Annotated in this window: 19 protein-coding genes; 9 read left to right on the top strand and 10 right to left on the bottom strand. The window is 62.9% G+C overall.

Annotated features, from left to right (window positions below; all coding sequences use genetic code 11):
* Positions 1–166: 166 nt before the first annotated feature.
* Positions 167–2,176, top strand: coding sequence for a DNA helicase Rep (rep, locus tag BLV18_RS20400; protein ID WP_049860345.1), 2,010 nt, complete (start codon positions 167–169; stop codon positions 2,174–2,176).
* Between the two features lie 58 nt (positions 2,177–2,234).
* On the top strand, positions 2,235–2,807 hold the full coding sequence (locus BLV18_RS20405) for a xanthine phosphoribosyltransferase (protein ID WP_049860346.1): 573 nt from the start codon (positions 2,235–2,237) through the stop codon (positions 2,805–2,807).
* Positions 2,808–2,825: 18 nt separating this feature from the next.
* On the opposite strand, the gene BLV18_RS20410 is transcribed toward BLV18_RS20405, so the two are convergent.
* The 4 genes from BLV18_RS20410 to dadA all read right to left on the bottom strand — a co-directional run bounded on the left by BLV18_RS20410 (position 2,826) and on the right by dadA (position 7,890).
* Positions 2,826–4,757: an acetyl-CoA hydrolase/transferase C-terminal domain-containing protein gene (locus BLV18_RS20410; protein ID WP_090361453.1), complete on the bottom strand. Its 1,932-nt coding sequence runs from the start codon at positions 4,755–4,757 to the stop codon at positions 2,826–2,828.
* An 11-nt stretch (positions 4,758–4,768) separates the two neighbouring features.
* Positions 4,769–5,317: a cupin domain-containing protein gene (locus BLV18_RS20415; protein WP_049860349.1), complete on the bottom strand. Its 549-nt coding sequence runs from the start codon at positions 5,315–5,317 to the stop codon at positions 4,769–4,771.
* 125 nt (positions 5,318–5,442) lie between these two features.
* On the bottom strand, positions 5,443–6,510 hold the full coding sequence (gene alr / locus BLV18_RS20420) for an alanine racemase (RefSeq protein WP_090361459.1): 1,068 nt from the start codon (positions 6,508–6,510) through the stop codon (positions 5,443–5,445).
* Positions 6,511–6,588: 78 nt separating this feature from the next.
* Positions 6,589–7,890 (bottom strand): D-amino acid dehydrogenase, encoded by a 1,302-nt coding sequence (gene dadA / locus BLV18_RS20425; protein WP_049860351.1) that lies wholly within the window; start codon positions 7,888–7,890, stop codon positions 6,589–6,591.
* Between the two features lie 156 nt (positions 7,891–8,046).
* Here dadA and BLV18_RS20430 point away from each other — a divergent pair, with 156 nt between their 5' ends.
* Positions 8,047–8,535, top strand: a complete 489-nt coding sequence (locus tag BLV18_RS20430) for an Lrp/AsnC ligand binding domain-containing protein (protein ID WP_043192202.1) — start codon at positions 8,047–8,049, stop codon at positions 8,533–8,535.
* A gap of 12 nt (positions 8,536–8,547) precedes the next feature.
* Here BLV18_RS20430 and BLV18_RS20435 read toward each other — a convergent pair whose 3' ends face one another.
* Positions 8,548–8,901 carry a YkgJ family cysteine cluster protein gene (locus tag BLV18_RS20435; RefSeq protein WP_090361462.1) on the bottom strand — a complete coding sequence of 118 codons (354 nt, stop codon included), beginning with the start codon at positions 8,899–8,901 and terminating at the stop codon, positions 8,548–8,550.
* A 123-nt stretch (positions 8,902–9,024) separates the two neighbouring features.
* On the opposite strand from BLV18_RS20435, the gene BLV18_RS20440 reads away from it, so the two are divergent.
* Positions 9,025–10,317 (top strand): NAD(P)/FAD-dependent oxidoreductase, encoded by a 1,293-nt coding sequence (locus BLV18_RS20440; RefSeq protein WP_090361464.1) that lies wholly within the window; start codon positions 9,025–9,027, stop codon positions 10,315–10,317.
* Positions 10,318–10,326: 9 nt separating this feature from the next.
* On the opposite strand, the gene BLV18_RS20445 is transcribed toward BLV18_RS20440, so the two are convergent.
* Complete coding sequence (locus tag BLV18_RS20445) at positions 10,327–10,563, bottom strand: DUF1127 domain-containing protein (protein ID WP_056844786.1); 237 nt, start codon at positions 10,561–10,563, stop codon at positions 10,327–10,329.
* A 165-nt stretch (positions 10,564–10,728) separates the two neighbouring features.
* Between BLV18_RS20445 and BLV18_RS20450 the strand changes: the two genes are divergently transcribed.
* Together BLV18_RS20450 and BLV18_RS20455 are read left to right on the top strand one after the other, a co-directional pair.
* Entirely contained in the window at positions 10,729–12,168 is a 1,440-nt protein-coding gene (locus BLV18_RS20450) for an aminotransferase-like domain-containing protein (protein WP_090362460.1), read from the top strand.
* Between the two features lie 43 nt (positions 12,169–12,211).
* On the top strand, positions 12,212–13,774 hold the full coding sequence (locus BLV18_RS20455) for a phospholipase D family protein (protein WP_090361467.1): 1,563 nt from the start codon (positions 12,212–12,214) through the stop codon (positions 13,772–13,774).
* A 24-nt stretch (positions 13,775–13,798) separates the two neighbouring features.
* Here BLV18_RS20455 and BLV18_RS20460 read toward each other — a convergent pair whose 3' ends face one another.
* Positions 13,799–15,292 (bottom strand): aldehyde dehydrogenase, encoded by a 1,494-nt coding sequence (locus BLV18_RS20460; RefSeq protein ID WP_090361469.1) that lies wholly within the window; start codon positions 15,290–15,292, stop codon positions 13,799–13,801.
* Between the two features lie 163 nt (positions 15,293–15,455).
* On the opposite strand from BLV18_RS20460, the gene BLV18_RS20465 reads away from it, so the two are divergent.
* Both BLV18_RS20465 and BLV18_RS20470 read left to right on the top strand, forming a co-directional pair.
* Entirely contained in the window at positions 15,456–15,815 is a 360-nt protein-coding gene (locus BLV18_RS20465; RefSeq protein ID WP_049860357.1) for a cupin domain-containing protein, read from the top strand.
* Positions 15,816–15,856: 41 nt separating this feature from the next.
* Positions 15,857–17,410, top strand: coding sequence for a glycoside hydrolase family 32 protein (locus BLV18_RS20470; protein WP_208598872.1), 1,554 nt, complete (start codon positions 15,857–15,859; stop codon positions 17,408–17,410).
* Between the two features lie 86 nt (positions 17,411–17,496).
* On the opposite strand, the gene rpmG is transcribed toward BLV18_RS20470, so the two are convergent.
* Positions 17,497–17,652, bottom strand: a complete 156-nt coding sequence (gene rpmG, locus BLV18_RS20475; protein WP_022960960.1) for a 50S ribosomal protein L33 — start codon at positions 17,650–17,652, stop codon at positions 17,497–17,499.
* A 12-nt stretch (positions 17,653–17,664) separates the two neighbouring features.
* The gene (gene rpmB, locus BLV18_RS20480) at positions 17,665–17,898 is read right to left on the bottom strand and encodes a 50S ribosomal protein L28 (RefSeq protein WP_007894701.1); all 234 of its coding nucleotides are present in this window, start codon (positions 17,896–17,898) and stop codon (positions 17,665–17,667) included.
* 372 nt (positions 17,899–18,270) lie between these two features.
* Between rpmB and BLV18_RS20485 the strand changes: the two genes are divergently transcribed.
* Positions 18,271–19,860: an ABC transporter substrate-binding protein gene (locus BLV18_RS20485; protein ID WP_090361473.1), complete on the top strand. Its 1,590-nt coding sequence runs from the start codon at positions 18,271–18,273 to the stop codon at positions 19,858–19,860.
* A 91-nt stretch (positions 19,861–19,951) separates the two neighbouring features.
* Here BLV18_RS20485 and radC read toward each other — a convergent pair whose 3' ends face one another.
* The gene (radC, locus tag BLV18_RS20490) at positions 19,952–20,626 is read right to left on the bottom strand and encodes a RadC family protein (RefSeq protein ID WP_090361475.1); all 675 of its coding nucleotides are present in this window, start codon (positions 20,624–20,626) and stop codon (positions 19,952–19,954) included.
* Positions 20,627–20,759: the final 133 nt, after the last annotated feature.

A 20,759-nucleotide genomic window follows, 5' to 3' on the forward strand; every position in this document is an offset into this window, starting at 1 on the left:
GGCCTCGGCAACAGCTCGGGCCAGACCCAATCCAAAGTACGTGTCAACGTGTAACCACATCCTGCTGCAAAGTCGACAAACCGGCAAATTTTAATGGATCTGCGGTCGCGGCACAGTTGGACCAGCGGTGCTAAAATGCGCGGCCATTTCGTCAGTGACTCCCGTCATGTCCCGACTCAATCCCCGGCAGCAAGAAGCCGTGAACTACGTCGGCGGCCCTCTTTTGGTGCTCGCCGGTGCAGGTTCCGGCAAGACCAGCGTGATCACCCGCAAGATCGCCCACCTGATCCAGAACTGCGGCATTCGTGCCCAGTACATCGTCGCCATGACCTTCACCAACAAGGCCGCGCGCGAAATGAAGGAGCGCGTCGGCACCCTGCTGCGCAGCGGTGAAGGGCGGGGCCTGACCGTGTCGACCTTCCACAACCTGGGCCTCAACGTCATCCGCAAGGAACACGCGCGGCTGGGCTTCAAGCCGGGCTTCTCGATCTTCGACGAAGCCGACGTGAAAGCGTTGATGACTGACATCATGCAAAAAGAGTACTCGGGCGAGGACGGCGTCGACGAGATCAAGAACATGATCGGCGCCTGGAAGAACGACCTGATACTGCCGCCCCAGGCCTTGGAGCAGGCGCGCAACCCCAAGGAGCAGACCGCAGCCATCGTCTACAGCCATTACCAGCGCACCTTGCGCGCGTTCAACGCGGTGGACTTCGACGACCTCATCCTGCTGCCGGTGAAGCTGTTCCAGGAACATCCGGACATTCTCGAGAAGTGGCAGAACAAGGTTCGCTATCTGCTGGTGGACGAGTATCAGGACACCAACGCTAGCCAGTACCTGCTGGTGAAGCTGCTGATCGGTACGCGCAACCAGTTCACCGTGGTCGGCGACGACGACCAGTCCATCTATGCCTGGCGTGGCGCGCGCCCGGAAAACCTGATGCTGCTCAAGGACGACTACCCGTCGCTGAAAGTGGTCATGCTGGAGCAGAACTACCGCTCCACCAGCCGCATCCTGCGCTGCGCCAACGTACTTATTTCGAACAACCCGCACGCCTTCGAGAAGCAGCTGTGGAGCGAGATGGGGCACGGCGATGAAATCCGCGTGATCCGCTGCCGCAACGAGGATGCCGAAGCCGAGCGCGTGGCCGTCGAGATTCTCAGCCTGCACCTGCGCACCGACCGGCCCTACAGTGATTTCGCCATCCTCTATCGGGGCAACTACCAGGCCAAGCTCATCGAGCTGAAGTTGCAGCACCACCAGATTCCCTATCGGCTCAGTGGCGGCAACAGCTTCTTCGGGCGTCAGGAAGTGAAGGACCTGATGGCCTACTTCCGCCTCATCGTGAACCCGGACGACGACAACGCCTTCCTGCGCGTGATCAACGTGCCACGCCGGGAAATCGGCTCCACGACCCTGGAAAAGCTCGGCAACTATGCCACCGAGCGCAAGATCTCGATGTACGCCGCCACCGACGAGATCGGGCTGGGCGAGCATCTGGACGCGCGCTTCACCGATCGCCTGAGCCGCTTCAAGCGCTACATGGACAAGGTCCGCGAGCAGTGCGCCGGTGAAGACCCGATCGGGGCGCTGCGCAGCATGGTCATGGACATCGACTACGAGCAGTGGCTGCGCACCAACAGCTCCAGTGAAAAGGCCGCCGACTACCGCATGAGCAACGTGTGGTTCCTGGTCGAGGCCTTGAAGAACACCCTGGAAAAGGACGAAGACGGCGCCATGACGGTCGAGGAAGCGATCGGCAAACTGGTGCTGCGCGACATGCTCGAACGGCAGCAGGAAGAAGAGGACGGCGCCGAGGGCGTGCAGATGATGACCCTGCATGCGTCCAAGGGCCTGGAATTTCCCTACGTGTTCATCATGGGCATGGAAGAGGAAATCCTGCCGCACCGCTCCAGCATCGAGGCCGACACCATCGAGGAAGAACGCCGCCTGGCCTACGTGGGCATCACGCGCGCGCGGCAGACCCTGGCCTTTACCTTCGCCGCCAAGCGCAAGCAGTACGGCGAGATCATCGATTGCGCACCCAGCCGCTTTCTCGATGAACTGCCGCCCGACGACCTGGCCTGGGAAGGTAACGACGACACGCCCACGGAAGTCAAAGCCGTGCGCGGCAACACCGCATTGGCCGATATACGCGCCATGCTCAAACGCTGAATTCAACCCTGCCCGGGCCACAGCCGGCCTGCGCACATTGGTACATCGAGGAACCACCGTGGAAGCTCTGCACAAAAAGATTCGCGAAGAAGGCATCGTGCTTTCCGATCAGGTATTGAAGGTCGATGCCTTTCTCAACCACCAGATCGATCCGCTCTTGATGCAGCAGATCGGCGACGAATTCGCCCGCCGGTTCGCCGATGCCGGGATCACCAAGATCGTCACCATCGAGGCTTCGGGCATCGCCCCGGCGGTAATGGCCGGGCTGCGCCTGGGCGTGCCGGTGATCTTCGCGCGCAAGCACCAGTCGCTGACGCTGACGGAAAACCTGCTGGTGGCCTCGGTCTATTCGTTCACCAAGCAGACGGAAAGCACGGTGGCCATTTCGCCACGGCATTTGAACAGCAACGACACCGTGCTGGTGATCGACGATTTCCTGGCCAACGGCAAGGCCTCGCAAGCGCTGATTTCGATCATCAACCAGGCCGGCGCCAAACTGGCCGGACTGGGTATCGTCATCGAGAAGTCCTTCCAGGGCGGCCGCGCCGAACTCGATGCCCAAGGCTATCGCGTGGAATCCCTGGCCCGGGTGCAGTCGCTGGCCAATGGCGTCGTGACTTTCGTGGAGTGACCTGATCCATCGCGGCGCCTAGCGCGCCGGGTTTTCGGTCTCCTGCAGGGCAGCCAGGACCAGGCGCTGGTAGAGTTCCTCGCGCAACCCCTGCGGCTGGTCCAGCCCCATGCGCTGCAGGTGCAGGGGGTAGCGGCTGGCCTCGGGTGCCTCCAGCGCCGCCTTGCCCAGCTCGAGCATCTCGCTGAGCTTGAACTTGCTCTTGAGCCAGTTCAGCGCGCGCAGCAGGTCCTTTTCCTCGTCGGTGAAATCGCACCCCAGCGGATACTCAGGAAACAGCGACGCATGCCGTTCGCGAATGCCCTGCAAACGCTCGCTTGTGTTGTCGGCAAAGCGCGGATCGAGCACGAAATCCTTGCTCAACTTGCCGGCACGTTGCGCTTCGTCGATCAGGCTGGGCTGGAAGCGCGAATCGCTGATGTTGATCATCGCCTCGATCACCTCGGCATCGGTGCGCCCGCGCAACTGGGCAATGCCGTACTCGGTCACGACGATGTCGCGCAGGTGCCGTGGAATCGTGCAATGGCCATAGTCCCACAGCACGTTGCAGCTGATGACACCCGCCGACTCACGCCAGCTGCGCAGGATCAGCACCGAACGTGCGCCCTCCAGGGCGTGCCCCTGGACGACGAAATTGTACTGCCCGCCCACGCCGCTGATGACCCGCCCGTCTTCGAGCTGGTCCGACACGGCCGCGCCCATCACCGTAGCCGTGAACACGGTATTGATGAACCGCGCATCGCGTCGTTGCAGGCGCTTCAGCTGCTCGTCGCCATACAGCTCGTTGATGTAGCTGATCGCGGTCATGTCGAAGCGGGCCAAGCTCGCCGCCGGCATCTGGCGAAGGCGCTCGTAGAAACTGTTCGGCCCGAGAAAGAAACCGCCGTGTACCACCACCCCGTCCTGGTCCTCATCGGCGTGCAGCACACCGGCGTTTGCCGCGGCCTGGCGTGCCACGTCCGGGTAGACCTTGCGGCGTATCACTCCCGCTTCGGCGAGGGCCAGCAGGCCGTTGACGAACATCTCGCTGCAGCCATACAGGCCGGTAGCGAAGGGCTCGACGCCGCCTTCGGCCTGGATCAACGCCTGCCAGGGCGACAGGTCGAGTTCATCGAGCAGCGCCCGGTAGCCGGCATTGTCGGCCTGACGCGCAAGCAAGGCGGCGCTCAGCGCATCGCCCATCGCCCCGATACCGATCTGCAGCGTGCCGCCGTCGCGCACCAGTGTGCTGGCATGCAGACCGATGAAATGATCCTGCACACCGACCGGCATGTTGGGCGTGGAAAACAGCGTCGACTGCTCGGCACCGTCGATCAGCAGATCGAACGCCTCGCTGTCGATCTCAGCGCTGCCGGGCATGAACGGCAGGGCTTCGTGGACCTGGCCCAGAATCAGAATGGTCTCGCCGGCCGCACGACGCCTTTCGATCATCGGCAGCAGGTCCAGGGTGATGTCCGGATTGCAGCTCAGGCTCAGACGTTCGGCATTTTCGGGGTGCTGGCTGACCAGTTGCGCCACCAGATTCAGCCCCTTGGCATTGATGTCGCGCGCGGCGTGGCTGTAATTGCTGCTGATGTAGCTTTGCTGCGCCGTCGTGCTGCCCAGCAGGCTGCCCGGCTGCATGAAGAACTGTTGCACGCTGACGTTGGAGGGCAGCTCGTCACGGCGTAGGTCGGCGAGAAAGTCGAACTCGGGGTAATCGCCGAACACGCGCTCGACGAAGGGTTCGAGCAAGCGCTTCTGCAGGCCGTCGCCCAAGGGCGGGCGGCCCAGCACCAGCGCGGTGTAGATCGTCAGGCGTCGTTCGGGCAGGCTTTTGATGCGGGCATAAAGCGCGTTGACGAAGCGGTTGGGCTTGCCCAGGCCCAGCGGCATGCCCATGTGGATATGCGTGGGCAAACGCTGCAGCACCTGGTCCACGGCCACTTCGATGGAACATCGGTGGACCATGCGCAGGCTCCTTAGAAATTCGCCGGCGTGGCGGCACTGATCAAGCGGGCGGGCGTATCGAACGGGTTGCGGAAGCGATGCGGTTTGCTGCTTTCGAAGTAGTAGCTGTCGCCCTCTTCGAGCACGTAGGTGTCCTGACCGACCACCAGCTCCAGGCGCCCTTCCACCAGGATGCCGGTCTCCTCGCCCTCGTGCATGAGCATTTCCATACCGGTGTCGGCACCCGGTGGATAGACCTCGCTGAGAAAGGCGATGGCCCGGCTGGGGTGGGCCTTGCCGACCAGCTTCATGGTCACCGCACCGTCGGAGATATCGATCAGCTCGTTGGCCTTGTAGACCACCTGGGTTGGCCGCTCGGCCTGCAGTTCTTCGGAAAAGAACTCCACCATGGACATCGGAATCCCGCCCAGCACCTTGCGCAGCGAGCTGATCGAGGGACTGACGCTGTTCTTCTCGATCATGGAAATGGTGCTGTTGGTGACGCCCGCCCGTTTGGCGAGTTCACGCTGGGACAAACCCTTGAGTTTGCGAATGGCTTGCAGTCGTTCGCCGACGTCCAATGCGAAAGCCTCCTGGAATGCTGAGCAGTTCATGATGGCCGGTATCATGGCAACAGCGTTCGGGATTTACAACACATTGGCAGGCAATGGGTCGGCCCGGGCGCATGGCGCGCCCAGACGCTGGGCTAAACGTACTGCAAGGGCACGCGGCGCAGGTTGCAGAAGATCTGGTAGGCAATGGTGCCAGCCGCGTGGGCAACGTCACTGGCCAACACCTGCTTGCCCCACAGCTCGACCGTACTGCCCACGCCCGCCTGGGGCACATCGGTCAGGTCGACGTTGAGCATGTCCATCGACACCCGTCCCGCCAGCACGGTACGCACGCCGTCGACCAGCACCGGCGTGCCATTGGGCGCCAGGCGCGGGTAACCATCGGCATAACCCATGGCCACCACGCCGATCCGGCTCGGCCGCTGGGTGACGAAGCGCGCGCCGTAGCCCACGGCCTCCCCGGCAGGCAGTTCACGCACGCTGATGACCTTGGACTGCAGCGTCATCACCGGCTGCAATTGGGCACTGGCAGGGCTCGCGGTTTCGAACGGTGTGGCCCCGTAGAGCATGATGCCGGGGCGCACCCAGTCACTGGGAATCTGCGGCCAACCGAGCACTGCCGGGGAGTTGCGCAGGCTGATCTCGGCGCTCAGCCCCTGCCGCGCCGTGTCAAACACCGCCAGTTGCTCGGTACTGCTGGGGCAGTCCAGCTCATCGGCGCGGGCGAAGTGGCTCATCAGTACGATCTTGGCCACCTTGCCGCTGGCCAGCAGGCGCTGATAGGCGGCCTGGTAGTCCTTGGGATGCAGGCCCACACGGTGCATGCCCGAATCGAGTTTCAACCAGACCTGCAAGGGCTGGCTCAGGCGCGCCTGCTCGATGGCTTCCAATTGCCACAACGAATGCACCACGCACCACAGCCCGTGTTCGACGATCAGCGGCAGCTCGCTGGCTTCGAAAAATCCTTCGAGCAGCAACACTGGCGCGGTGATACCGGCCGCACGCAGCTGCAGGGCTTCCTCGATGCAGGCCACGGCAAACCCGTCCGCCTCGCCTTCCAGCGCCTGGGCGCAACGCACCGCGCCATGCCCGTAGGCATCGGCCTTGACCACGGCCAACGCCCTGGCTCCACTCATCTGGCGTGCCAGTCGATAGTTGTGGCGCAAGGCGGAAAGGTCGATCAGGGCGCGGGCTGGACGCATGGCGGGCTTCTTTTGCAAGGTTTGAAGGGTGAAAAGGTCGAGGGACCGCCGCGCTGGGCGGCGATCCAGGGCCAACGGTTACGAATGGGCTGGCGCGGACTGACCCTGGCGAACCGTTTCGTGCGGCTGCCCGTAGCGCGATATGTCGAGGCCGGCCGCGCTGATCTGCGGCTTTTTACGCGCGATCAGGTCGGCAAGCAAGCGTCCCGACCCACATGCCATGGTCCAGCCCAGCGTGCCATGGCCGGTGTTGAGGAACAGGTTCTTGAACGGCGTGGCACCCACGATCGGCGTGCCGTCCGGGGTGGTCGGCCGCAGCCCGGTCCAGAAGCTGGCCTGAGTCAGATCACCACCCTGCGGGTAGAGGTCATTGACGATCATTTCAAGCGTTTCGCGACGACGTGGATTCAGGCTCAGATCGAAACCGGCGATCTCGGCCATCCCGCCGACGCGGATGCGGTTGTCGAAACGAGTGATCGCCACCTTGTAGCTCTCGTCGAGAATGGTCGAGGTCGGCGCCATCGCCGCATCGGTGATCGGCACGGTCAGCGAGTAGCCCTTGAGCGGGTACACCGGTGCCCGGATGCCCAGCGGCTTGAGCAACTGCGGCGAATAGCTGCCCAGTGCCAGCACGTAGCGGTCAGCGGTTTCCAGCTTGCCGTCGATCCACACGCCGTTGATGCGGTCGCCGGCGAAGTCCAGACGTTCGATGGCCTGGCCGAAGCGGAACTGCACACCCAGATCCCTGGCCATCTGCGCCAGGCGGGTAGTGAACATCTGGCAGTCACCGGTCTGGTCGTTGGGCAGCCGCAGGGCACCGGCCAGAATGCCAGTGACCGAGGCCAGGGCCGGTTCGACGCGGGCAATGCCTTCGCGGTCGAGCAGCTCGTAGGGCACGCCGGACTGCTCCAGCACGGCAATGTCCTTGGCGGCGTTGTCCAGTTGCGCCTGGGTGCGGAACAGCTGGGTGGTGCCCAGGGTCCGGCCTTCGTAGGCGATGCCGGTCTCGGCGCGCAGCTCGTCGAGGCAGTCGCGGCTGTACTCGGACAGGCGCACCATGCGCTCCTTGTTCACCGCATAACGGCTGGCGGTGCAATTGCGCAGCATCTGCGCCATCCACAGGTACTGGTCGACATCGCCGGTCAGCTTGATCGCCAGCGGTGAATGGCGTTCCAGCAGCCATTTGATGGCCTTGAGCGGCACTCCAGGCGCCGCCCAGGGCGACGCATAGCCAGGCGAAACCTGCCCGGCATTGGCGAAGCTGGTTTCCATGGCGACGGCCGGCTGGCGATCGACCACGGTCACTTCCATGCCTTGCCGGGCCAGATAATAGGCACTGACGGTGCCGATCACACCACTACCGAGTACCAGAACGCGCATGTGTGTCGCCCTCATCGCGGAAATCCGCTGACGTAAGATGTTAGGTCCGAAGATGTGGGCAGTATAAAAAGGTCCAGCCAGTGCTTTTCACTGTATGCAAGGCTATATTTGGCGACAATTCTCGGCCATTGACGCTTTAACGGAGGGGCATCGCCTGTGCGTACCCAGCACCAGAGCAAACGCGAACTCGACAAGATCGACCGCAATATCCTGCGCATCCTGCAGGCCGACGGGCGCATGTCGTTTACCGAACTGGGCGAGAAGGTTGGCCTGTCGACCACACCCTGCACCGAACGGGTCCGCCGCCTGGAGCGCGAAGGCATCATCATGGGCTATTACGCCCGGCTCAATCCGCAGCATCTGCGCGGCAGCCTGCTGGTGTTCGTCGAGATCAGCCTGGACTACAAGTCGGGCGACACCTTCGAGGAATTTCGCCGCGCGGTGCTCAAACTGCCCCACGTGCTGGAGTGCCATCTGGTGTCGGGTGACTTCGACTATCTGGTCAAGGCACGTATTTCCGAAATGGCCTCCTACCGCAAGCTGCTGGGCGACATCCTCTTGAAACTGCCCCATGTGCGCGAATCCAAGAGTTACATCGTCATGGAAGAAGTGAAGGAGAGCTTGAACCTGCCGGTGCCGGACTGATCCACAGACGCTTCAGACCAGCACCTGGCGAGTGCTGGCGATCAGCTTGTGCACCTGATGCTCCACGGCAGGGTCGATCATCTCCACCGGACGCCGTCCATTGGGGCATGGCAGCGCCGGCGTGGTCCCGAACAGTCGGCAGATCAGCGGGCGCTCTTCATACACCGTGCAACCCTGCGGCCCCAGGTGCACGCAGTCGAACCGGGCCAGCGCGGCCTCCTGTTCAGCGGCCGTCTTGCGCGGCAGGCGCGCCATTTCCTCGGATGAAGTGGTCACCGGCCCGCAGCAGTCATGGCATCCCGGCACGCATTCGAACGAAGGAATCTGCTCGCGCAGGAAACGAAGCTTGTGGCTGTTGCAGCTCATGACGGTCACCGCGTGGACGAGGCGCCATTGTGCCGCGCGGTTGCCGCCATGGGAAACCCCGGCTTATGCTGCGTCGAATTTTCCGTACAACCCTTTCAAACCATTGCTACCAGGACCACTCACATGAACGCTCGCGCCGAGCACGCCGCCTCGTACTACGCCGCCAGTCTGCATCGGCAGCCGGTATACCCGCCCTTGCAGGGCGAGATCAGCGTCGATGTGTGCGTGGTAGGCGGTGGCTTCTCCGGGCTGAACACCGCGATCGAACTGGCGCAGCGGGGGTTCAGCGTGGCCCTGCTCGAAGCCCACCAGATTGGCTGGGGTGCCAGCGGGCGCAACGGTGGGCAACTGATTCGCGGCGTCGGCCACGATCTTGAACAGTTTCGCAAGATCATCGGCGACGACGGTGTGCGTGACCTGACCTTGATGGGGTTGGAAGCGGTCGAGATCGTCCGCCAGCGGGTCGACCGCCATGGTATCGAGTGCGACCTGACCTGGGGCTACTGCGACCTGGCCAACAAGCCGGCCCAGCTGCAGGGGTTCGTCGAAGACGCAGAAGCCCTGCGCAGCCTGGGCTACGCTCACGAGCTGCAAATCATCGAGGCACAGGACATGCACAGCGTGGTCGGCTCGGATCGCTACCACGGCGGCCTGGTCGACATGGGCTCGGGCCACCTGCACCCATTGAACCTGGCCCTGGGCGAAGCCGAAGTGGCGCGGCAGCTGGGTGTACGGCTCTTCGAACAGTCGCGGGTGACGCGTATCGAATATGGCCCGCAAGTGCGCGTGCACACCGCTCAAGGCCAGGTGCGGGCACGTTTCCTGGTGCTGGGCTGCAACGCCTACCTGAACGACCTCAACCCGCAGCTGAGCGGCAAGGTGCTGCCGGCCGGCAGCTACATCATCGCCACCGAGCCTCTGGATGCCGAACAGGCACGGCAGCTGCTGCCCCGCAACATGGCGGTGTGCGACCAGCGGGTGACGGTGGACTACTATCGACTGTCCGCCGATCGGCGCCTGCTGTTCGGCGGCGCCTGTCACTACTCGGGGCGCGATCCCAAAGACATCGCCGAATACATGCGACCCAAGATGCTCGATGTGTTCCCGCAACTGGCCAATGTGCGCATCGACTATCAATGGGGCGGCATGATCGGCATCGGCGCCAACCGTCTGCCGCAGATCGGCAGGCTCAAGGAGCAGCCCAACGTGTTCTATGCCCAGGCCTATTCCGGGCACGGGCTGAACGTCACGCACCTGGCGGGCAAACTGCTCGGCGAAGCCATCAGTGGCCAGGCCAGCCGCGGCTTCGACCTGTTCGCCAAAGTGCCGCACATGACCTTTCCCGGCGGCCGCTACCTGCGCTCGCCCCTGCTGGCGCTGGGCATGCTCTGGCACCGGTTCAAGGAGCTGGGCTAGGCCGCTGCGCTACGAACGCCAGAACGGCTTCAAGCCTTCGCGACGGGCCTGCTGCGCGTCCAGGCCGATGTCGCGCAACTGATCCTCGTCCAGTTCGAGCAGGGCCGGACGCGTGCGCAAGTGATGCAGCATCAGCGCCCAACGCCCCAGGCCTGCTGGTGCGCACGGCGTGCGCGAGCGCAGCTTCGGCTCTTCCAGCAATTCTTCGGTGCGCAGCAGCAGACGTACATCGCTCAAGCCGTTCATGGCCTTTCTCCTTGAAGTGTTTGGACAGCAAGGGCATGGTGCCGCACCCCATACCACCCAATACAGATCCAAAAAGCACTTATGTTTTTCATACAGAAGACTGACCTGTGCGTCTGAATGCTGTATTTTCGCTGCATCTGTATGGTCATCAGTTCGAGCACGCCCATGACGCTGTACATGAACCTTGCCCAGCTGCTCAGCCAGCGCATCGAACAAGGCCTCTATCGGCCTGGCGATCGCCTGCCGTCAGTGCGCGCCCTGAGCATCGAGCACGGGGTCAGCCTGAGCACCGTGCAGCAAGCCTATCGCCAGCTCGAAGACCACGGCTTGGCCGCGCCCCGGCCCAAATCCGGCTATTTCGTGCCCACCGCCCGCGAACTGCCGGCACTGCCCGCCGTGGGCCGCCCCATGCAGCGTCCTGTGGATATCTCCCAGTGGGACCAGGTCGTCGAACTGATGCGCGCAGCGCCCCGTGATGACGTGGTGCAACTGGGCCGTGGCATGCCCGACGTCAGCAGCCCGACCCTGCGGCCTTTGCTGCGCGAGTTGGCCCGCCTGAGTCGGCACCAGGCGATGCCGGGCCTGTACTACGACTCTCTGTATGGAACCCAGGCCCTGCGCGAACAGATCGCCCGGCTTCTGGTGGATGCCGGCTGCCGATTGGGCATTGGTGAACTGGTCGTCACCACCGGTTGCCATGAAGCGCTGTCGGCCAGCATCCGCGCCATCTGCGAGCCCGGCGATATCGTCGCCGTGGACTCCCCCAGCTTCTTCGGCGCCATGCAGACCCTCAAGGGCCTGGGCATGAAGGCCCTGGAAATCCCGACCGATCCGCTCACCGGCATCAGCCTGCAGGCGCTGGAACTGGCCCTGGAGCAATGGCCGATCAAGGCCATACAGTTGACGCCCAATTGCAACAACCCGTTGGGCTATGTGATGCCCGAAGCTCGCAAGCGTGCCTTGCTGACGCTCGCGCAACGCTTCGACGTGGCCATCATCGAGGACGATGTGTATGGCGACCTGGCCTTCAGCTATCCCCGTCCGCGAACCATCAAGTCGTTCGACGAAGACGGTCGCGTGCTGCTGTGCAGTTCGTTCTCCAAGACCCTGGCCCCCGGCCTGCGCATTGGCTTCGTCGCCCCCGGTCGCTACCTGGAACGGGTGCTGCACATGAAGTACATCGGCACCGGGTCGACCTCGACGCAGCCGCAGTTGGCCATCGCCGAGTTCATCAAGGGTGGTCATTACGAACCGCACCTGCGCCGCATGCGCACCCAGTACCAGCGCAGCCGCGACCTGATGATCGACTGGGTCACCCGCTACTTTCCCACCGGCGCCCGCTGCAGCCGCCCTCAAGGTGGCTTCATGCTGTGGGTCGAGCTGCCCGAGGGCTTCGATACCCTCAAGCTCAACCGCCTGCTGCTCGACCAGGGCGTACAGATCGCCGTGGGCAGTATCTTTTCGGCGTCGGGCAAGTACCGTAACTGCCTGCGCATGAATTTCGCCAGCAAGCCGTCGCCCGACATCGAGGCCGCCGTACGCACCGTGGGTACCTGCGCTCGGCAGCTGCTTGCGGATAATCCGCACCCCGATGCCGACCTTTGAGCCCGTGCCAAGGTCGAACGGCACGCCCGCCCTCCCTGCAAGGATGATCGCTTTGCGCTGCCCCAGGCTGTTACCGCTGCTGTTGACCCTGATCCTCGCCGTGCAAGGCTGCGCCAGCGTGAATGCGCCGCGTGAATACAGCGAGATGCTCCCGGCCGAACAATCGGCCTTCGGCAGGTCGGTACAGGCCCAGGTGCAGGCCCATCATGGCCAGTCGGGCTTCCGCCTGCTGTCGAGCAGTGACGAGGCCTTTCGCGCACGTGCCGAGCTGATCCGCAATGCGCAGGTCAGCCTCGACCTGCAGTACTACATCGTCCACGACGGTTTCAGCACCCGCGCCCTGGTCGACGAACTGCTCAAGGCCGCCGACCGCGGCGTGCGTGTACGCATCCTGCTGGACGACACCACCAGTGATGGCTTGGACAAGACCATCGCCACCCTCGCCGCGCATCACAATATCCAGATCCGCCTGTTCAACCCCACCCACCTGGGTCGCTCGACCGGCGCTACGCGCGCGGTGGGCCGCCTGCTGCAACTGTCTCGGCAGCACCGGCGCATGCATAACAAACTGTGGCTTGCCGACAACAGCGTGGCCATCGTCGGCGGACGCAATCTGGGCGACGAATACTTCGACGCCGAGCCGGACATGAACTTCACAGACATCGACCTGCTCGGCTTCGGGCCGGTCGCCCAGCAGCTGGGCTACAGCTTCGATCAGTACTGGAACAGTGCGCTGAGCCAGCCGATCGCCAATTTTCTGTTCACGGTGCCGACGGCCAAACACCTGGCTGCGTCGCGGGTGCGCCTGGAAAAGTCCCTGACCACCTCGCGAAGCCAGCATCACGCCCTCTATGAACGCTTGATGACTTACCAAAGCGCGCCCCAGCTGGACGTCTGGCGGCGTCAGTTGATCTGGGCCTGGGGCCAGGCATTGTGGGATGCACCCACCAAGGTGCTGGCCCGAGGCGAGCCCGATCCGCACCTGCTGCTGACCACGCAGCTTGCCCCGGAGCTGACCCAGGTCAAGCATGAACTGATGCTGATCTCCGCCTACTTCGTGCCGGGCGAAGCTGGCCGCGACTACCTCACCGGACGCGCCGACGCCGGCGTCGACGTCAGCCTGTTGACCAATTCCCTGGAAGCGACCGACGTACCTGCGGTACATGGCGGCTACGTGCCCTACCGCAAGAACTTGCTCGAGCACGGAGTGAAGCTGTTCGAACTGCGCCGTCAGCCGGGTGACGATGCAGGTGGCACATTGAGCTTCAGTGGCAGTTCCGATTCCAGCCTGCACAGCAAGGCGATGATCTTCGACGAGCGCAAGTCCTTCATCGGCTCGTTCAACTTCGACCCGCGCTCGGTGCTGTGGAATACCGAGGTCGGCGTGCTGGTGGACAGCCCGGAACTGGCGGCGCAGATGCGTCACCTGGCCCGTGAGGGCATGTCGCCTGCACGCAGCTACCAGGTGCGCCTGGAAAATGGCCAGGTGGTGTGGGACACCGAGGACCACCAGCAGATGCACACCCTCTACCGCGAACCGGGTGACTGGTGGCGTCGGCTGAATGCGTGGGCCAGTGAAGTGATCGGGCTGGAGAAGATGCTTTGATCCACCAGCCCGACCGGCAGTGGATCAGAGCTTGATCCAGGTGGCCTTCAGTTCGGTGTATTTGTCGAACGCATGCAGCGACTTGTCACGACCATTGCCCGACTGCTTGAACCCACCGAACGGCGCAGTCATGTCGCCACCGTCGTACTGGTTGACCCACACGCTGCCGGCGCGCAGCGCCTTGGCCGTCAGGTGTGCCTTGGAGATGTCCGCGGTCCATACCGCAGCCGCCAGGCCGTAGGGGCTGTCGTTGGCGATGCTGACCGCCTCCTCGGCGGTGTCGAAGGTGAGCACCGACAGCACCGGCCCAAAAATCTCTTCCTGGGCGATCTTCATGGCATTGGTCACGCCATCGAAGATGGTCGGTTCGACGTAGGTACCGCCGGTTTCCTCGAGGATGCGCTTGCCGCCCACCAGCAAGGTGGCGCCGCCTTCCTGACCGGCGCTGATGTAGGACAGCACCGTATTCATCTGCTGGGTGTCCACCAAAGCACCGACATTGGTCGCCGGGTCAAGCGGGTTGCCTGGCTTCCAGGCCTTGAGCGCCTCGACCACCATCGGCAGGAAGCGCTCCTTGACCGAACGCTCCACCAACAGGCGCGAGCCCGCCGTGCAAACTTCGCCCTGATTGAAGGCAATGGCGCTGGCCGCCGAATCGGCTGCGGCCTGCAGGTCAGGCGCATCGGCGAACACGATGTTGGGGCTCTTGCCGCCCGCCTCCAGCCAGACGCGCTTCATGTTCGACTCGCCCGCGTAGATCATCAGTTGCTTGGCGATCCTGGTGGAACCGGTGAAGACCACGGTGTCCACGTCCATGTGCAGGGCCAGTGCCTTGCCGACCGTGTGGCCATGGCCCGGCAGCACATTGAGCACGCCCTTGGGAATGCCCGCCTCGATCGCCAACTGCGCGATACGGATAGCGGTCAATGGGGATTTCTCCGACGGCTTGAGGATCACCGAGTTGCCCGTGGCCAGAGCCGGCCCCAGCTTCCAGCAGGCCATCATCAGAGGGAAATTCCATGGCACCACTGCGGCCACCACACCGACGGCTTCACGAGTGACCAGACCTAGTTGGTTATGCGGGGTCGGAGCGACCTCGTCGTAGACCTTGTCGATGGCTTCGCCGCTCCAGGCCAGGGCATTGGCCGAGCCGGGTACGTCGATGTTCAGCGAATCACTGATCGGCTTGCCCATGTCCAGCGTTTCCAGAAGCGCCAGCTCCTCGGCATGCTCGCGCAACAACCCGGCGAAACGAATCAGGGTGGCCTTGCGCTTGGCCGGCGCGGCCTTGGCCCAGACGCCTTCGTTGAACGTGGCGCGGGCATTCTCGACCGCGCGCTGGGCGTCGGCAGCGTCGCAGCTGGCCACCTGGGCCAGCAGACGACCGTCGACGGGGCTTACGCATTCGAAGGTCTGGCCCGACACGGCGTCGGTGTACTCGCCGTTGATGAACGCGCGCCCTTCGATCTTCAGCTGCTGGGCACGTTGTTCCCAGTCAGCGCGAGTCAGAGTGGTCATACGGATCTCCTGTGATTGAATGCAAAGCCCGGCCGTGCAAGGCTGAGCGGGGTGACATCGAACCACCCTAAACCACCGGCGCGACGCTTTTCAATATATTTGACACCCGGCGCACACAGGCCCACGGATGTGCGTTTTATCCAACAAGCGAGGGGTTTCCTGCATGAACATCACCAGCATCGTCGACTTCGCCCAACACAGCGTCACCCCGGAACGCTACCGCCCGGCGCCTGAAAAAATCCTCGGCGGCGACCCCGAACAGACACTGTTCAACCACTACCAGAGCCCCTGCGGCCAGATGAACGCGGGGGTCTGGGAAGGCCAGGTGGGGCAATGGACGGTCAACTACACCGAGCACGAATATTGCGAAATCGTGCAGGGCGTTTCCGTGCTGCGTGACGACCAGGGCAACGGCAAGACCTTACGCGCCGGCGACCGCTTCGTGATCCCTGCAGGCTTCACCGGCACCTGGGAAGTGCTGGAGGCGTGCCGCAAGATCTACGTGGTGTTCGAATCCAAATAAGCACCGCGTCCCATGCCTAGATCCAGGAGCTACAACCGTTGATGACACGACGTTATTTCGCTATCGGCTCCGCCCTGCTGGCTACCGGTGCGGCTTTTTATCGTTTCGCCCAGGCTGACGAAAAACGCCCTACCACCGGCGGCAACTACACGCCCCAGGTGCATTACGCGCCGCCCACAGGCTTCATGAACGACCCCAATGGCCTGGTGTTTTTCGACGGCGAATATCACCTTTACTATCAACACAACCCGTCGGCGGCGACGATGGGCAACGTGCACTGGGGACACGCCGTCAGCCCTGATCTTCTCAATTGGCAGACCTTGCCCACCGCCTTGTTCAACACCCCGGCCGGTCAGGCGTTCAGCGGCAGCGCGGTGGTTGACCAGCACAACCTGAGCGGACTGTTCCAGGCACAACCAGACACTGGGGAGCAGGCGGGCGGCATTGTCGCCATCTATACACGTGCTTCGGCAACCCTGCAGACCCAGGAAATCGCCGTTAGCAGCGACCGCGGGCGCAGCTTTGTCGAGTACGCTCACAACCCGGTGCTGGACATCGGTTCCAGCCAGTTCCGCGACCCCAAGGTCTTCTGGCACGCGCCGGAACAGTGCTGGATCATGGTGGTGGTCGAGGCACGCTCGCATCGGGTGCTGTTCTACGGCTCGGTCGATCTGAAATCCTGGGACAAGCGCGGTGAATTCGCAGACAGCGGCCTGCTGGGCATCGACTACGAGTGCCCGGACCTGATCCGTCTACCCGTCGAAAACGGCGGCGAGCGTTGGGTCCTGATCCTTTCGATCAACCCCGGCGGCCCCCTGGGCGGCAGTGCGGTGCAGTATTTCATCGGCGACTTCGACGGCCGGCAGTTCACCGCCGAGGACCGCGTCACGCGGCTGATGGACTTCGGCAAGGACTTCTACGCCTTTCAAAGCTTCTCCAACCACTCCGGGGCACCGGTGGGCCTGGCGTGGCTCAGCAACTGGCAGTACGCCAACGAGGTGCCTGCCTCACCGTCCAGAGGCATGATGACACTGCCGCGGACCCTGGGATTGCGGCGCGTGGGCAAGGACTGGCGGCTGGTGCAGCAGTTCATCGATCTCGCTCCCTTGGCGGGCAAGGTCCTGATCGACGACACCCGGCCATGGGGCAGCGCAACGCTGGCCAGTGCCGCATTGCCTGTCGGCGAGGCAATTGAGGTGCGTGTGGAAATTGAATTGCAGCCAGGTGCCGTGGTGACGGTCCGTCTGTCCAATCAGGCTGGAGAAACCCTTGAGGCCGGATTCGACGCGGGCCCTTTCGGCGGCTTGTTCATCGACCGACACGGTGCGTCAGGCTTTGAGCAGCGCTATTTCGTCGACCGGTTTTCGTATGCCTTCCAACCTGATACCCGCACCATGGACATGCACTTGGTGATCGATCGTTCCTGCCTGGAATTGCTCGGTGCCGCAGGCAGCGCGGCAGGGACTGCGCTGTACTACACGAAATCGCCATTGGAGCGCATCAGCGTTGTTGCACAAGGAGGAAACGCACGCCTGAGCAAGGTTTTCGTCACCACCCTGAACCCCATCACCAGCGCCCAAGCCCAGCATCGCTAGATCGAAAGCCTGGGCCTGCGCAAAACCGGGCACAAAAAAAGGCCCGCATCTTTCGATGCGGGCCTTTTTCTGGTCGCCAAAATCAATTACTTGATTTTGCCTTCCTTGTACATCACGTGCTTGCGAACAACCGGATCAAATTTCTTGATCTCGATCTTGTCCGGGGTAGTACGCTTGTTCTTGTCGGTAGTGTAGAAGTGACCAGTACCGGCGCTCGAGATCAAACGAATCAATTCACGCATGATAAAGCTCCCTTAGATCTTGCCAGCTTTGCGAATTTCGGCCAGCACGACAGTGATGCCGCGCTTGTCGATGATACGCATGCCCTTGGCGGATACGCGCAGGCGAACAAAACGTTTCTCTTCTTCAACCCAGAAGCGGTGATGCTGCAGGTTCGGCAGGAAACGACGACGGGTTTTGTTGTTTGCGTGGGAAATGTTATTCCCAGTCACCGGACCCTTACCGGTAACTTGACAGACTCTCGACATGCCTCAGCCCTCTAAAACCACATGCCCAACCCGGCATGGGTTGGCCGCTTATCTTTCAGTCATTTGGCGCACGGCGCCGCGTTTCTTCAGGGTCTTACCCGCCTCACCGTGAAGGCAGAGGAACAGGGCCCTAGAAAAGAGCGCTGCTTTATACCAGAAAGCCTGCAGCGCAACAACTCCAGATGCACAATCGATGTGCCGCGCTGCGCGGGCATCGGCCCATGTACAGCGCTGGCGGGCATGCAGCGGCATGACCACTCGTCGCGCAGAAAAACGATTTAGGGATAGTCAACGCCGCTCGACATCTCTAGGGTAGGACTTTTCTCCAGACTGCATAGGCAGATGGGCCCTCGACACGCCAAGGAACACACCATGCGTCTTGCGACTTTGCCGTTCTTGCTTGCTCCCCTGTTTGCCTCCGCACTGGTGCATGCCGCACCGCTGACGGTCTGTACCGAAGCCAGCCCCGAGGGCTTCGACGTGGTGCAGTACAACTCCTTGACGACCACCAACGCGTCAGCCGACGTGTTGATGAACCGCCTTGTAGAGTTCGACGCCAAGGCCGGCAAGGTCATTCCCAGCCTGGCGGACAGCTGGACCGTGTCGGCCGATGGCCTGACCTACACGTTCAAGCTGCACCCAGGGGTCAAATTCCACGACACTGCCTACTTCAAGCCAGACCGTGAGCTGAACGCGCAGGACGTGCTGTTCAGTTTCCAACGCATGCTCGACCCGGCCAACCCCTGGCACAAAGTGGCGCAAAGCGGTTTTCCGCACGCCCAGTCGATGCAACTGCCCGGCCTGATCAAGAAAGTCGAGGCGCCTGATCCACTGACCGTACGGTTCACCCTGGATCATCCCGATGCAACGTTCCTGGCGACCCTGAGCATGGGCTTCGCCTCGATCTATTCGGCGCAATACGCCGACCAATTGATGAAAGCCGGCACTCCGGAAAAACTCAACAGCCAGCCGATCGGCAGCGGGCCCTTCGTATTCGTGCGCTTCGAAAAAGACGCCGTGGTGCGCTACAAGGCCAACCCGGACTACTTTGCCGGCAAGCCTGCCGTCGACCCTTTGCTGTTCGCCATCACCCCGGACGCCAACGTGCGCCTGCAGAAGCTGCGCCGCAACGAGTGCCAGCTGACCCTGTCGCCCAAGCCCCTGGACATCGCTGCGGCCGCCGACGACAAGAGCCTGAAGGTGATCAAGACCGAGGCTTTCATGACCGCGTTCGTGGCCATCAACAGCCAGCACCCGCCTCTGGACAAGCCTGAGGTGCGCCAGGCCATCAACCTGGCCTTCGACAAGGACAGCTACCTCAAGGCCGTCTTCGAAGGCACCGCCGACGCTGCCAACGGCCCCTACCCGCCCAACACCTGGAGCTATGCACGGGACCTGCCCGGCTACAAGCAGGATGCGGCCAAGGCGCGCGAGTTGCTCGCCAAGGCAGGCTTGAAGGACGGCTTCAACACCACGATCTGGACCCGTCCTTCGGGCAGCCTGCTCAACCCCAACCCCAGCCTGGGCGCGCAGCTGTTGCAGGCCGACCTGGCCAAGGTCGGCATCAAGGCCGAGATCCGCGTGATCGAATGGGGCGAGTTGATTCGCCGTGCCAAGGCTGGCGAGCATGACCTGCTGTTCATGGGCTGGGCCGGCGACAACGGCGATCCGGACAACTTCCTCACCCCGCAGTTTTCCTGCGCAGCCGTGCAGTCGGGTACCAACTTCGCTCGCTATTGCGACAAGGGTCTGGACAAGCTGATCAGCGACGGCAAGGCAGTGACCGATCAGGCCCAACGCAGCAAGCTGTACCAGCAGGCCCAGGCGCAGATCCAGAAGCAGGCGCTGTGGCTACCGCTGGCCCACCCCACCGCCGCCGTACTGGCTCGCGAAGGGGTCGAGGGCTACACCGTCAGCCCATTCGGTCGACAGGATTTCTCCAGGGTGTCAGTGGAGAAATAGGCTGCCACTACCGGCCTCTTCGCGGGCAGAACCCGCTCCCACAGTGGATCTGTGTATCACCACAGATCCCTGCAGGAGCGGCTCCCGCTCCTTACATCCACCCATGCTCGACCATTGACAGCGGCTCACCCTCGCCGATGATGATGTGGTCAAGCACCCGCACATCCACCAGCGCCAATGATTCCTTGAGGCGCTGGGTCAGCGAGCGATCGGCCTGGCTCGGGGTCGGGTTTCCGGAAGGGTGATTGTGCGCCAGGATCAGCGCTGCCGCATTTGTAGCTATGGCCCGCTTGACCACTTCACGCGGATACACCGCCGCGCTGTCGATGGTGCCGCGAAACAGCACCTCGAAACCCAGCGGCTGATGCTTGGTGTCCAGAAACAGGCAACCGAACACTTCTTGGCGTTCATGGCGCAGCTTGGCTTTGAGGTAGTGGCGCACCGACGATGGATCTTCCATGGCCGGGCCACGGTTCAACCGCTCGGCCATGTAGCGGCGGTTCATCTCGATGGAGGCCTGCAACTGGGCGTACTTGGCAGGGCCCATGCCGAAGTGCTGGCTGAAGGTTTTCTGGTCGGCTTCGAGCAAGGCGCGCAGGCCACCGAAGCGGATCAGCAGGTTGCGCGCGACGTCGACGGCGCTGTGCCCGGCCACGCCGGTGCGCAGGAATATCGCCAGCAGCTCGCCATCGGAAAGACTGCCCGGACCATACGCCAGCAGGCGCTCACGCGGGCGCTCGGCCTCGGGCCAATCGCGAATACTCATCCCCACTCCCTGTCTGTGTGCCTCGCTGTTCCATAGCGAGCGCTGTGCTATCTTAGCGCAACTTTTTGCACGGCGATCCGGCCCCGGAAGGCGGTTTCACCGTGGTGTTATTACCAGATATAAAGGCAGGCCT

The sequence above is a fragment of the Pseudomonas coleopterorum genome, assembly GCF_900105555.1.
GTDB classification, from domain to species: domain Bacteria; phylum Pseudomonadota; class Gammaproteobacteria; order Pseudomonadales; family Pseudomonadaceae; genus Aquipseudomonas; species Aquipseudomonas coleopterorum.

Coding starts and splice junctions, on each gene's coding strand:
- BLV18_RS20455 (WP_090361467.1), top strand. CDS start 12,212: ATGATCGCTTTGCGCTGCCCCAGGCTGTTACCGCTGCTGTTGACCCTG.
- BLV18_RS20445 (WP_056844786.1), bottom strand. CDS start 10,563: ATGAACGGCTTGAGCGATGTACGTCTGCTGCTGCGCACCGAAGAATTG.
- dadA (WP_049860351.1), bottom strand. CDS start 7,890: ATGCGCGTTCTGGTACTCGGTAGTGGTGTGATCGGCACCGTCAGTGCC.
- rep (WP_049860345.1), top strand. CDS start 167: ATGTCCCGACTCAATCCCCGGCAGCAAGAAGCCGTGAACTACGTCGGC.
- BLV18_RS20465 (WP_049860357.1), top strand. CDS start 15,456: ATGAACATCACCAGCATCGTCGACTTCGCCCAACACAGCGTCACCCCG.
- radC (WP_090361475.1), bottom strand. CDS start 20,626: ATGAGTATTCGCGATTGGCCCGAGGCCGAGCGCCCGCGTGAGCGCCTG.
- rpmB (WP_007894701.1), bottom strand. CDS start 17,898: ATGTCGAGAGTCTGTCAAGTTACCGGTAAGGGTCCGGTGACTGGGAAT.
- BLV18_RS20440 (WP_090361464.1), top strand. CDS start 9,025: ATGAACGCTCGCGCCGAGCACGCCGCCTCGTACTACGCCGCCAGTCTG.
- BLV18_RS20435 (WP_090361462.1), bottom strand. CDS start 8,901: ATGAGCTGCAACAGCCACAAGCTTCGTTTCCTGCGCGAGCAGATTCCT.
- BLV18_RS20485 (WP_090361473.1), top strand. CDS start 18,271: ATGCGTCTTGCGACTTTGCCGTTCTTGCTTGCTCCCCTGTTTGCCTCC.
- BLV18_RS20470 (WP_208598872.1), top strand. CDS start 15,857: ATGACACGACGTTATTTCGCTATCGGCTCCGCCCTGCTGGCTACCGGT.
- rpmG (WP_022960960.1), bottom strand. CDS start 17,652: ATGCGTGAATTGATTCGTTTGATCTCGAGCGCCGGTACTGGTCACTTC.
- BLV18_RS20450 (WP_090362460.1), top strand. CDS start 10,729: ATGACGCTGTACATGAACCTTGCCCAGCTGCTCAGCCAGCGCATCGAA.
- BLV18_RS20410 (WP_090361453.1), bottom strand. CDS start 4,757: ATGGTCCACCGATGTTCCATCGAAGTGGCCGTGGACCAGGTGCTGCAG.
- BLV18_RS20460 (WP_090361469.1), bottom strand. CDS start 15,292: ATGACCACTCTGACTCGCGCTGACTGGGAACAACGTGCCCAGCAGCTG.
- alr (WP_090361459.1), bottom strand. CDS start 6,510: ATGCGTCCAGCCCGCGCCCTGATCGACCTTTCCGCCTTGCGCCACAAC.